Source organism: Microbacterium sp. UBA1097 (assembly GCF_002313585.1).
GTDB lineage: Bacteria > Actinomycetota > Actinomycetes > Actinomycetales > Microbacteriaceae > Microbacterium.
In genome coordinates, this window is the sequence record NZ_DCBW01000048.1 from 83486 (window position 1) to 95972 (window position 12487).

At 66.9% G+C, this 12487-nt stretch carries 13 protein-coding genes; 8 read left to right on the forward strand and 5 right to left on the reverse strand.

The annotated features are described in order from the left end of the window. On the reverse strand, positions 1–242 hold a 242-nt coding region (locus B4F19_RS12220; protein ID WP_292735283.1), incomplete at its 3' end, for a PadR family transcriptional regulator. A 195-nt stretch (positions 243–437) separates the two neighbouring features. Between B4F19_RS12220 and B4F19_RS12225 the strand changes: the two genes are divergently transcribed. Beyond that, positions 438–1118: a thioredoxin domain-containing protein gene (locus tag B4F19_RS12225; RefSeq protein WP_292735285.1), complete on the forward strand. Its 681-nt coding sequence runs from the start codon at positions 438–440 to the stop codon at positions 1116–1118. A gap of 3 nt (positions 1119–1121) precedes the next feature. On the opposite strand, the gene B4F19_RS12230 is transcribed toward B4F19_RS12225, so the two are convergent. Then, a complete protein-coding gene (locus tag B4F19_RS12230) occupies positions 1122–2030 on the reverse strand; it encodes a TerC family protein (RefSeq protein ID WP_292735288.1) in 909 nt (302 codons plus the stop codon). Between the two features lie 555 nt (positions 2031–2585). Between B4F19_RS12230 and purL the strand changes: the two genes are divergently transcribed. The 7 genes from purL to B4F19_RS12265 all read left to right on the forward strand — a co-directional run bounded on the left by purL (position 2586) and on the right by B4F19_RS12265 (position 8881). Beyond that, entirely contained in the window at positions 2586–4946 is a 2361-nt protein-coding gene (purL, locus tag B4F19_RS12235) for a phosphoribosylformylglycinamidine synthase subunit PurL (protein ID WP_292735299.1), read from the forward strand. A gap of 9 nt (positions 4947–4955) precedes the next feature. After that, positions 4956–5087, forward strand: coding sequence for a hypothetical protein (locus B4F19_RS12240; RefSeq protein ID WP_292735291.1), 132 nt, complete (start codon positions 4956–4958; stop codon positions 5085–5087). A gap of 59 nt (positions 5088–5146) precedes the next feature. Further along, complete coding sequence (locus B4F19_RS12245) at positions 5147–6049, forward strand: hypothetical protein (RefSeq protein WP_292735294.1); 903 nt, start codon at positions 5147–5149, stop codon at positions 6047–6049. Between the two features lie 134 nt (positions 6050–6183). Then, positions 6184–6564 carry a GntR family transcriptional regulator gene (locus tag B4F19_RS12250; RefSeq protein WP_228179312.1) on the forward strand — a complete coding sequence of 127 codons (381 nt, stop codon included), beginning with the start codon at positions 6184–6186 and terminating at the stop codon, positions 6562–6564. Further along, entirely contained in the window at positions 6561–7523 is a 963-nt protein-coding gene (locus B4F19_RS12255; RefSeq protein WP_228179313.1) for an ABC transporter ATP-binding protein, read from the forward strand. The genes B4F19_RS12250 and B4F19_RS12255 overlap by 4 nt, the downstream gene beginning before the upstream one ends. Continuing rightward, complete coding sequence (locus B4F19_RS12260; protein WP_228179314.1) at positions 7520–8206, forward strand: hypothetical protein; 687 nt, start codon at positions 7520–7522, stop codon at positions 8204–8206. The genes B4F19_RS12255 and B4F19_RS12260 overlap by 4 nt, the downstream gene beginning before the upstream one ends. 192 nt (positions 8207–8398) lie before the next feature. Further along, the gene (locus B4F19_RS12265) at positions 8399–8881 is read left to right on the forward strand and encodes a hypothetical protein (protein ID WP_228179315.1); all 483 of its coding nucleotides are present in this window, start codon (positions 8399–8401) and stop codon (positions 8879–8881) included. 87 nt (positions 8882–8968) lie between these two features. On the opposite strand, the gene B4F19_RS12270 is transcribed toward B4F19_RS12265, so the two are convergent. From B4F19_RS12270 to B4F19_RS12280, 3 genes are all read right to left on the reverse strand, one after another. After that, positions 8969–9886 (reverse strand): glycine betaine ABC transporter substrate-binding protein, encoded by a 918-nt coding sequence (locus B4F19_RS12270; protein ID WP_228179324.1) that lies wholly within the window; start codon positions 9884–9886, stop codon positions 8969–8971. A 94-nt stretch (positions 9887–9980) separates the two neighbouring features. After that, positions 9981–10937, reverse strand: a complete 957-nt coding sequence (locus B4F19_RS12275; protein WP_228179316.1) for an ABC transporter permease — start codon at positions 10935–10937, stop codon at positions 9981–9983. Beyond that, the gene (locus B4F19_RS12280; RefSeq protein WP_228179317.1) at positions 10937–12238 is read right to left on the reverse strand and encodes a quaternary amine ABC transporter ATP-binding protein; all 1302 of its coding nucleotides are present in this window, start codon (positions 12236–12238) and stop codon (positions 10937–10939) included. Before B4F19_RS12280 ends, B4F19_RS12275 begins: the two co-directional genes overlap by 1 nt. Positions 12239–12487: the final 249 nt, after the last annotated feature.

Sequence of the window (12487 nt, forward strand, 5' to 3'; positions counted from 1 at the left end):
GCCAGCCAGGCGCGGGCCTCGCCGCGGCCGGCATCCGTGATCTGCCAGTAGACGTGGCCTGCCTCGTCGGCTGCGCCCCGCGAAACGAGGCCGTCGCGCTCGAGCCGCTCGAGAGTGCTGTAGATCTGGCCGACGTTGAGCGCCGAGCTCGATCCGGTGCGACGTTCGAACTCCGACCGCAACTGATAGCCGTAGCACGGCCCCTGCGCCAGGATCGCCAACAGGCTTTGCCTCACCGACATTCGGATCTCCCTGAGCGCGATATGCATACCGGGTAGTGTCGCGCTCTCTCATGGATACCGCTGCGCGACACCATCGAGTGGTTCTGCCCGGGCGTTTGGTGGAATCCGCCATATGGTCTGACCACATCAGGGGTGAGCGTCGTGGGCTTCACTGAACGATTGGCGATGCGCCGACTCTCGGCGTAGAACGGCAGCGTGTTCGGTTCGTCTCGGCGCCGCATGGTCGGATGCCTCGCCCTCATCCCCACTGTCGCACTTGCCGCCGTCGCGTGCTCGCCGGCCGCTGCAACTGCTCCCTCACCCGCATCCATCGACCCGACAGCAGGAATCGTCGTCGGAGACGGCGCTGTCGACATCCAGCTGTGGAGCGACCCATCCTGCCCCCACTGCATGAGCCTCGATGCGGCGATCGGCGACGACCTCGCGGCCTTCGTCGCCGACGGCACGGCGACGTGGACCCTGCATCCGATGACCTACGTCAGCGCCAAGCGCGGCGACACCACCGACTACTCGACTCGGGCCGCTGCACTTCTCCTCGGCGCCGCAGCCGCGAGCGAGGATGACGCGCTCCTGCCGCTGTACGCGCTGATCCAGCGGAACCAAGTCACGGCAGATCATTCACCCAGCGACGAGGAACTCCTCGGCTTCGCGACCACGGCGGGCGCGGCATCCGACCTCTCGACAGCGATCACCGATTACACGGGCCTGGCGACCGCGGCTAACGACGCCTGGCTCGGCAAGCCGATCCCCGGCACCGACCAGGTCGTCGACCACGTCCCGCTGCTGGTCATCGACGGCACCGTGTTCGAGGTGCGCGAAGACGGCACGGATGCTGCGCGCTTCGCCGCTGCAGTAGACGAAGCCGCCGCGGACTGATCCTCAGCCGAGGCCCTCCCGGTGCGGCGCGGCCGCCGCACCTCCCTCGCCGACCACGGGCTTGCGCGAGAGCCCGACGGAGCCGGAGGCGGGATCCTTCGACAGCGCCGCGGCGACGGCGGCTGACTCGTCGATATCCGGGTACTGGGGCCGCAATTGCACGGACTGCCGCTTCTTCTGCTCGCGCTTTGCCTTGCGTGACGAGTACGTGAGGTTCAGCGCCTCGACGAAGATGGCGAAGGCCATCGGACCGTAGATGAAGGCCTTGTCGATCTTGATGTGGAAGCCCTCGGCGATGAGGAAGACGCCGATCAACAGCAGGAACGACAGCGCCAACATCTTCACTGTCGGGTGCGCGTTGACGAACGCGAAGATGAACCGCGAGGCGAAGAGCATGATGCCGAACGAGAGCACCACGACGGTGATGATGATGACCATGTTCGAGGTCATGCCGACGGCGGTGATGACGGAGTCGAGCGAGAAGACGATGTCGAGCAGCAGGATCTGTGCGATCACCGAACCGAAGGTCACGCTCTTGCGGCCGCCCGCGCCCTCGCCATGCTCCTCTTCGGCGCCCTCGAGCTTGTGGTGGATCTCGGTGACCGCCTTGTAGACGAGGAAGAGCCCGCCCGCGATGAGGATGAAGTCCTTCCACGAGAACGAAATGCCCCACAGGGTCACGACGGGTTCGGTGAGCGAGATGATCCAGCCCGCCGCAAAGACGAGGCCGACACGGATGAGCATCGCGAGCGTAAGACCGAGGTTGCGCGCCCGCGCCTGCTGCTCCTTGGGGAGCTTGGAGGCGAGGATCGAGATGAAGATGACGTTGTCGACGCCCAGCACGATCTCGAGGACGAACAGCGTGACGAAGACCGCGATCAGGTCGGGCGTGAAGGCGAAGGAGAAGTCCACGCAGACAGCGTAGGGCCTCGGTTCGGTCGCGCCCTTGTGCGGGTTCGCGCCGCGCCAACCCGCGAAACGGCGCGACTGAAGAATCTGCACCACTATTCGGTCGCGCCTTGGTGCGGGCGGAGGGCTGACGAACCCACGTCACGGCGCGACTGAACGGTCATGCGAACCGAGTGGCATCGAGGACTGATACCCCGCCGCTTCGGGCGCACCAAACCGCAGCTGTGCGCTGGCGACACGTGCACCTACACTCCCCCGGCCCGCGGCGAGCGCCACTCGGTCGAGTGATGAGCGGCGTGTCAACGCAGGACGGGCCTGACGCACCAGTCGCAACGGCGCACGGATTGCCCGACACGCCGCCGGCAGCATCCGTCGCCCGGCGTGTTCGGCACGATCTGCGCCGTTGCGACGAGACCGCACCGGCACGTCGAGCACCCGACGACGGGCACGAAGCGACACGGATGCCGAAAGCAGCCGCCGCGTAGACTGGAGCGGCCCGCACGCTGGCGCCGGTCTCGGCATCCTCGACCACTGGAGTCCCACCCCGTGAGCACCCCGATCACTCCCGCCCGAGCAGTCGCCGACACCGCCGCGCCGAGAGGCGCAGCAGCAGCCGATACCGTTGAGAACGCCGCGGCGACGCCCGAACGCGAGCAGCCGTACGGCGCCCTCGGCCTGAAGGATGACGAGTACGCGCAGATCCGCGAGATTCTCGGGCGCCGGCCCACGAGCGGTGAGCTCGCCATGTACTCGGTCATGTGGAGCGAGCACTGCTCCTACAAGTCCAGCAAGATCTACCTGCGCCGGTTCGGGCAGAAGGTCAGCGACGAAATGCGCGAGCGTCTCATGGTCGGCATGGGTCAGAACGCGGGCGTCGTCGACATCGGCGAGGGCTGGGCGGTGACGTTCAAGGTCGAGTCGCACAACCACCCGAGCTACATCGAGCCGTTCCAGGGTGCCGCGACCGGTGTGGGCGGCATCGTCCGCGACATCATCTCGATGGGGGCGCGCCCGGTCGCTGTCATGGACCAGTTGCGCTTCGGCGCGATCGACAACCCCGACACCGCCCGCGTCGTGCACGGCGTGGTCAGTGGGATCTCGTTCTACGGCAACTGCCTGGGCCTGCCGAACATCGGCGGTGAGACAGTCTTCGATGCCGTCTACCAGGGCAACCCGCTGGTCAACGCTCTCGCCGTCGGCGTGCTGCGCCACGAAGACCTGAAGCTTGCCAACGCCTCGGGCGCGGGCAACAAGGTCGTGCTGTTCGGCGCTCGCACCGGCGGCGACGGCATCGGCGGAGCATCCATCCTCGCTTCCGACACCTTCGCCGACGGCGGCCCGACCAAGCGCCCCGCGGTGCAGGTGGGCGACCCGTTTGCCGAGAAGGTGCTCATCGAGTGCTGCCTCGAGCTCTACCGCGATGATCTCGTCGAAGCGATCCAGGACCTCGGCGCCGCCGGTATCTCCTGCGCCACCAGCGAGCTCGCGGCAAACGGCGGCAGCGGCATGCGGGTCGACCTCGAGAACGTGCTGCTGCGCGACCCGAGCCTCACGCCGGAAGAGATCCTGATGAGCGAGTCGCAGGAGCGGATGATGGCCATCGTCGCTCCCGAGAAGCTCGACGCGTTCCTCGAGGTCGTCGGCCGCTGGGAGGTCGAGACGAGCGTGCTCGGCGAAGTCACCGGCGATGGCCGCCTGCAGATCTTCTGGCACGGCGAGCAGATCGTGGATGTCGACCCCTCCACCGTCGCGGTCGACGGGCCCGTCTACGAGCGGCCCGTCGCCTACCCGACCTGGATCGACGCCCTCCGCGACGATTCAGCCGCAGCGCTGCAGCGCCCCAGCGAACCGGACGAGGTGCGTGAGCAGTTCCTCGCCCTGGTCGCGAGCCCGAACCTCGCCGACACATCCTGGATCACCAACCAGTACGACTACTACGTGCTCGGCAACACCGCCCTCTCGTTCCCCGACGACGCCGGCATGGTGCGCGTGGACGAGGAGTCGGGCCTCGGCTTCTCCATCGCTACCGACTGCAATGGGCGCTACTGCCAGCTCGACCCGTACCAGGGTGCGCAGCTGGCCCTGGCCGAGGCCTATCGCAACGTCGCCGTCACCGGCGCCAAGCCCGTCGCGGTCACCGACTGCCTGAACTTCGGCAGCCCCGAGAACCCCGAGGTCATGTGGCAATTCGGGCAGGCCGTCGACGGCCTTGCCGACGGATGCCTCGAGCTGGGCATCCCGGTCACCGGCGGCAACGTCTCGTTCTACAACCAGACCGGCGACCAGCCGATCTTCCCCACCCCGGTCGTCGGCGTGCTCGGCATCATCGATGACGTCGCTCGTCGCATCCCGTCGGGGTGGCAGGATGCCGGCGAGAACATCTACCTGCTCGGGGTCACCGCCAACGAGCTCAGCGGCTCGGCGTGGGCGCAGACCGTGCACAACCACCTCGGCGGGCGGCCTCCGGCGGTCGACCTTGCCGCCGAGCGTCGGCTTGCCGATTTACTGCACGCGGGCGCGCTGCAGGGCCTGATCTCCAGCGCCCACGACCTTTCCAGCGGTGGGCTCGCGCAGGCCCTGGCCGAGGGCGTCATGCGCTTCGGCGTCGGTGCGCGCGTCTGGCTGAACGAGATCATCGAACGCGATGGCGTGGATGCGGCATCCGCCCTCTTCTCGGAGTCGACCGGCCGCGTGCTCGTCTCAGTCCCCCGCGAGGATGACGTGAAATTCCGCGGTCTGTGCGAGGGACGCGGCTACCCCGTGCTGCGTATCGGCGTGACCGATGCTCCCGGCGATGGCGCGGACCCGAGCCTGGAAGTGCAGGGGCTGTTCACGGTCTCGGCATCCGATCTGCGCGAGGTCTCGCGGGCGACGCTGCCGGCCGCATTCGGGCCGACGATCGCCGAACCCGCCCTCTAGACTGATCGCATGTCCGACGACGACACCAACGTCTACAGCGAGACCCGGCAGCGACGCATCAAGATCGTCGCGTGGGTCGTCATCGTTTCGCTGATTCTCGTGGGCGGTGGCGCCACCGTCCTCGCGCTGCTGTTGGGCTGAGCTCTTCTTCCGGCTTCCCCCCCATACCCGGCGGGGGGTACCGCGGTTAGCATGATCGCGTGGAACAGCTGTTCCAATTCCTCGGCGACTACTGGTGGCTCGTCTTCCCCCTGATGGGTGTCATGGGGATGATCGGCAGCGCCTGGGAGCGCGGTGCACGGCGCCGGCACAAGCGGCGACTCGAGATCCTGCAGGCCAAGGGCGAGATCCGTGCGGCGCAGGCCGCCGCACGAGGGCGCCCCCTCATCGGCATCACGCTTCCGGGCACCAAGGCACCGAAAGATCCTCTGGCGCAGCGCGTCGAGGACACGGTGGCCGCCGGCATGGGCACCGCGGCGCGAACGGCGCCATCGAGTTCGGCACCCGTGACACCGTTCCAGAAGCTCTTCGCCGCACACGACGCGGTGACCAAGCGCTGGCTCGAGTACGAACTGGATGTGGCGAAGATCATCGCCTATCCCGCCATGAGCGACGGCAGACAGCCGTTGACTGCGGCGTTCCTCCGAGCCAAGAAGGTCGCCGACCGGCTCCGCCCCGACTCCGAGAGCGCCAAGCTCTCGAAGGAACAGTTCACCGAGTACCGCACCGCGGTCACCGACTACGAGGTAGCCTTCGATCTTGCCGAGCGCGAGGCTCGCCGCATCCGCGATTCGTCCTTCACCGCCGACGAGCGCAAGCGCCTGAGCACCGCGCAGCAACTGCTGAGCGTCGCAATCGACCAGGCAGCGACTCCCGCCGAGCGACAGCTCGCGTACCGACGCGTGCGCGAAGAGCTCGACGGCCTGCTCGCGATCTCGGATGACGCGATCACCGTCCTTGAAGAGCGCGTCGCCCTCGAACTCCCCGCGACTCCCCCCGCCGCAGCTCCCACCGCAGAGCCGTCTGCTTCGGCATCCGAGCCGCCGCCCGGCCCCGCGGCGCCGGGCATCTGGCCCGTCCCGTCCCGCACTCCGCGCCCCTGACCGAAGCCGTTTGCCCCGGCAACTCCGCCTCGGGCGAGGTCTCGCTGACCCCACACGGATGCCGGGGTTGACGCACCCCGCGTTCTGTGGTTACCTACTTGAGTAACTAACCCAGAAACACATCGGAGGCGCGGATGATCGAAGAAGGCAAGGCCCTCTTCCTGCAGATCGCGGAGAGCGTCGAGGACTCGATCGTCGACGGGAGCCTGGCCGAAGAGGCACAGGCCCCCTCGACGAACGAACTCGCCGCCTTCTATCGGATCAACCCCGCCACGGCAGCGAAAGGAGTGACGATGCTCGTCGACAAGGGCGTGCTCTACAAGCGACGGGGCATCGGCATGTTCGTTGCCCCGGGCGCGCGGGAAAACCTGCTCGCCGAGCGACGCGCGGCATTCCGCGACCGCTACCTCACCCCCCTCTTGGCCGAAGCCCGAAAGCTCGGGCTCGGCTCCGAAGACCTCGCGCAGCTGCTCCGTGAGCACGCGCAGAACACGACAACGGAAGGCGACCAATGACCATCAACGATGTGGCACCCCCCGCGGGTGCCGGCGAGACGGTGATCGAGGTGAAGAACCTCACCAAGCGCTACCGCGATACTGTCGCGGTCGACGATGTGAGCTTCTCGATTCAGAAGAACACCATCTACGGCCTGCTCGGGCGCAACGGCGCGGGCAAGACCACCGTGATGTCGATCCTCACGGCTCAGAACTTCGCCACCTCCGGCGACGTGCAGGTGTTCGGTGAGCACCCATACGAGAACGCTCGGGTACTGCGCCGGATGTGCTTCGTGCGCGAAAGCCAGAAATACCCCGACGACGCGAAGCCTATCCACGCGTTCGCGACGGCGAAGCTCTTCTTCCCGAATTGGAACCAGGAGCTCGCCGACCGCCTCATCGCCGACTTCCGCCTGCCGGTGCGCACCCGCATCAAGAAGCTCTCGCGCGGACAGCTCTCGGCCGTCGGCGTCATCATCGGTCTCGCCTCGCGGGCCGAAGTGACCTTCTTCGACGAGCCGCACCTGGGTCTGGATGCCGTCGCCCGCCAGATCTTCTACGACCGGCTGCTCGAGGACTACACCGAGCACCCGCGGACCGTCATCCTCTCCAGTCACTTGATCGACGAGGTGTCCAACCTCATCGAGCGCGTGCTCGTCATCGACCGGGGTCAGATCATCATGGATGCCGCCACCGACGATGTACGCAACCAGGCCACCGCCATCGTCGGCGACGCCACCGCCGTGGACGCTTTCGTCGCGGGGCGGGAGGTCCTGCACCGCGAGAGCCTCGGACGGGTGGCATCCGTCACGGTCGCGGGCGCGCTGTCCGCCGAGGAGCGCTCACGCCTCACCGCAGCCGGCCTCGACCTCGGCCCGGTGTCGCTGCAGCAACTGATCGTGCGCACGACGCAGCACGCCGATGAGACGGATGCCGCGGCATCCGATACCCGCACCACCACGAAGGGAGACCGGCGATGAACCGCGTCGGAAACGTCGTTCGCATGCAGCTGGTCAACAGGCAGACGTTCATCTGGATCCCGCTGATCATCCTCGCAGGATCGCTCGTTGTCTCGATCGTGATCTGGTCGATGATCCCCTACGACGCCCCGAAGTACGGCGGCGGCGCCCAGGCACCCCTGTGGTATTTCTTCGCGGTCGGCATTATGGGAATGACCCAGACCTTCCCGTTCTCGCAAGCCATGAGCGTCACGCGCCGCGAGTTCTTCCTCGGCTCGCTGCTCACCGCCGGGCTGACGTCGGCGATCCTGACGGCGATCTTCGTCATCGGCGGATTCGTCGAGCAGGCGACCACCGGCTGGGGCGTCAATGGGTACTTCTTCTACCTCGACTGGATCTGGAGTTCGGGTCCAGCGGTGGCCGCGGTGCTCATCCTGTTCATGACAATGACCTTCTTCGTGACCGGCTTCGCGATCGCCACGATCTACAAGCGGTTCGGGCCTGCCGTCCTGACGGTCATCCTCGTTGGACTGGGGCTGCTGCTCGTCGGCGCGATGTGGCTCATCGGTCGTCTGAACGCTTGGGGGCAGGTCTTCGGCTGGATCGTGACGCAGGGCCCCGAGGGTCTCGCCGTCGGGCTGCTGATCACCCTGGTCGCTCTTTCCGGGATCGCCTACGGGCTGTTGCGGCGGACTATCCCCTGACGGATGCCGACACCAGGCAGCGGGGCTCCCGGCCAGATGGCCGGGAGCCCTCAGCGTACCTGCACCACCGCCACGTCGTCATCGCTGTCGTCGCCGCTCGCACGTCGTAGGCAATCTTTACTCATCGACGCTGACGTGCCGAGCCCCTACGGTCGGGTCGACGCCCCTGTCGCCATTGAGCCAAGGAGACCCATGCCCGCGCACCGTTCCCCCGTCACCGCCCTCGCCGCCGCCGCCCTGGCCGCGCTACTGCTCGCCGGCTGCACCGCCGACGGCACCGGCGCGGACGACGCCTCCGCCGCAACGGCTGACGCGATGGCTCCCGTCACCCAGGAATCTGACGAGGCGCCCGCCGAGCCCGAGGCCGAGCCCGAGGCCGAGCCCCAGGGCGAGCGTCCCGAGGGCCTCGACGCGAGCCTCCCGGTGCCACCCGGCACCCTGGTGAGCGCCACCCCGGAGTCGAGCGCATGGGAGTACATCTACTCGGGCGTCACGAGCGACGAGGCGCGCGCGTTCGCTGACTCACTGAAAGAGATGGGCTTCAAGCAGAAGGTTACCGTCGACTCCGACGGCGTCGAGCAGTGGTACTTCCAGAGCGCCGAGTGGGCGATCAAGCTCGAAGAGACCCATGCGGACGAGAGCCTGCGCTACTGGGTGGACCCGATCTCCGAATAGGCGACGCGCCATCCCTTGACGGATGCCGAAACCACGCAGAGGGGCTCCCGGCCAGATGGCCGGGAGCCCCTCGTCAGTGCCCGTGGATCACTGCACGATGATGGTGCTGAACGCGTTGGGGTTCTCCGAGATCCAGGCCTCAACAGCCTCGGCCTCGCGGCCCTCGCCGTACTCGTTCACGACCATGTCCTCAAGCGAGGCGTAGTCCGCGTCGCTCAGCTGGATGCCGGCGATGAGGTCGGCTGCCTCGGGGCAACGCTCCGAGAATCCGGCGGTGCCGAGGAAGTGCAGAGCCTCGGGCTCGCCCATGGCGCCCTGCGGGTCCTCGAGGTCCTTCAGACCGTAGGCCGCGTTGGCCCAGAACGGACGCCACGAGGTCACGACGATGTCCTCCTGTGCGTCGACGGCGTTGCCGAGCTCGGTGAGCATCGCGGCGGTCGACGAGGTGACGAGCTCGTACTCGCCGTCCAGGCCATATGCGGGCATCATGACGTCCTGGGTCTGAGCGGTCAGGCCCGCGCCCGGCTCGATGCCGACGATGCGGCCGCCGAAACGGTCCGCGTTGCCCGCGAGGTCCTCGATCGAGGTGATGTCGACGTAGTCGGGAACCGCGATCGTGAGCTTGGCGCCCTCGTAGTAGGCGTCCAGGTCCTCGATGTTGTCGCCGTACTCCTCCATGTACGAGGCGTGAGTGAGCTCAGGCCATGCGGAGGGGTAGATGTCGACGTCGCCCTGGGCGAGACCGGCGTAGAGCGGGCCCGCTTCGGTGAGCGTCTGCATCTCGACGTCGATGCCGAGCGCGCCGAGCTGGTTCTGCAGCAGGTACGCGGTGCTCAGGCCGTCCGTCCACGAGGGGAGGAAGCCGAGCGTGACGGTCTCGCAGCTCATGTCGCCGGAGGCGTCGGTCTGGTCGCCACTGGGCTCGGAGGCGCTGCTGCAGCCCGCGAGCGCGAGTGTGGCCACGGCCCCGAGAGCCAATGCTGTGCTGAGGTGTCGCTTGTTCATGTGAAACGCATCCTTCATGTATGTCTCGTTCGTTCCGTATCTTCTTCTCTTGGTGGGAAGCCGCGTGGTGTCCGCGCTCCTCCTCAGCCGGTGGTCACCGGCTGCCCGTGGGCTGGAGTGCCTCCGTTCCCACGTGGTTCTGTGTGTCCTCGTCCCTCGACTGCGCGGCTACTGTGGCGCGCGCGGTCCGTCGGCGCGCGAGCACGCTCCGTAGCGACGAGGGGTAGTCGGCGCGGTTGCCCAGCGCTGCAGTCACCCGGTCCAGGTAGACGGCGATGATCACGACGCCGAGGCCTGCCTCCACGCCAAGGGCGAGATTGACCGTCGACACCGACTGGACGACGATCTTGCCGAGGCCGTCCGCGCCGACGATTCCGGCGAGAACCGCCATCGACAGTGCCAGCATGATGACCTGGTTGACACCGGCCATGATCGTCGGCGTCGCCAACGGCAGCTGGATGCCGCGCAGGATCTGCGAGGGCGTTGCGCCGAAAGCCTGGCCAGCCTCGACGGTCTCCGAATCGACTCCGCGGATGCCGAGCTCGGTCAGGCGCACGCCCGGAGGCAGCGCGAAGATGACCGTCGCAACCAGGCCCGGCACGACCCCGATGCTGAAGAACGTGATGGCAGGGATCAGGTAGACAAACGCCGGCATCGTCTGCATGAAGTCCAGCACCGGCTTGAGAATCGTCCGTACCGTGTCGTTTCGTGCCGACCAGATCCCGAGCGGAATCGCAATGGCTAGCGCGACCACGGTCGCCACCAGGACCAGGGAGAGCGTCTGCATGGTCGGGATCCAGAGGTCCATCGCAATGATGAACACAAAGGCCAGCACCGTGCCGACAGCCATCTGCCACGACCGCACGAGCCATCCGATGAGCGCGAAGACGACGATCATCGCGGGGATGGGGATGATCAGGAGGATGTCGGTGAGTCCGTCGACGAGGAATCGCACGACGACGGTGATGAAATCGAACAGACCGCTGAGGTTATCTCGCAGCCAGTCGACGACTGTCTCGACCCACTGGCCGATAGGAATGCGGAAATCCATCAGACAACCTCTTCCGCGTCGCTGGTGTGTTCTTCGTCATGGGGCACCTGCGCGAGCACTTCGTCGATCTCTGCCCCCGAAACAGGAATGACCGGGATCGTGATCTCGCCCGTGGCGCCGGTTCCTGGCCCGAGCGCTGCCAGGAGAGTCACGCGGGGAATGACGCCGGTCAATCTGCCGTGGTCGTCGACAACAGCCAAGGGCAGGGGCGACTCGACAGAGGGCACGAACAGGTTGATGAGTACCTCATCCTCCCGAACGCTCTGCGGGGCCCGCTTGATCGCCGAACCGATCGACTTCTCTCCCGCCTGGACGAGCTTCATCGCGTCACGGTCGGTGACGATCCCCACGAGCCTGCGGTCGCGTCCCACGACGTAGGCCGCGGCGGTGTAGGCGTCGCGCATCTGCCGCAGCGCGGTCCGCGGACCCGCGGTCTCGGTGACGACGGCGCGGGGCCGTTCCATCACGTTCGCCGCGGTCAACACGCGCGCACGATCCACGTCTTGGACGAACTGCTCCACGTAGTCGTTGGCGGGGTCGGTGAGGATGTCCTCGGGTGTGCCGATCTGCACGATGCGGCCATCGCGCATCACGGCGATGCGGTCACCGAGGAGCATCGCCTCATTGAGGTCGTGGGTGATGAAGACGATCGTCTTCTGCAGCTTCTCCTGAAGCTCGAGCAGTTGCTCCTGCATTTCCCGTCGAATCAGGGGGTCCAGGGCGCTGAAAGCCTCATCCATCAGCAGCACGTCAGGATCGGCTGCCAACGCGCGAGCGATCCCCACACGCTGCTGCATGCCGCCGGAGAGTGCCGAGGGAAGCTTGTCTCCCCAGCCTTCGAGCCCGACCAGCGCGAGGATCTCTTCCGCCTTCGCCAGCCGCTCGGAGCGCTCGACACCACGGAGCTGCAACGGGTAGGCGACGTTGTCAGCGACGGACCGATGCGGCAGCAGCGCGAAGTGCTGGAAGACCATCGACACGCGATCGCGCCGCAACTCACGCAGCTTGGCGGGCGTCGTGTCGGTGACCGACTCGCCGCGGACAGTGACGGACCCGGCGGTTGCCTCGTACAGTCCGTTGAGCATGCGGATGATCGTTGACTTGCCGGACCCCGACAGGCCCATGATCACGAAGATCTCGCCGGGGGCGACCGCGAAGCTCGCGTCGATGACGGCGGCGGTCCCCTCATCTGCGACGTCAGCGCGCGACTGTCCAGCGCGAAGACGTTTGACGGCCGACTGGGGGTTCTTGCCGAAGACCTTGAAAAGGCCTTGCGCTTCTAACGCAGGAGTTGTGGTCACTGTGCACCTTGGCAGCCGCTGCAGCTGGCTGCATCGGTCACGCCCGGGTGGCGATCACGGGCACGCGGAAACGGGCACGCATGCGCTGGCGTCGAATGTCGGATTCGAGCACGATCACCGACCGTACGCTCGCCGACAGTGAAAATCGGCAACCGCGGACTGGGTCGACGGGTTCGGGGAACCCAGCGAGCCAAGTTACCAGGCTTCCCCGCCGATAGCCACCCGGCGACTTGACTCATGTAAAAGGTC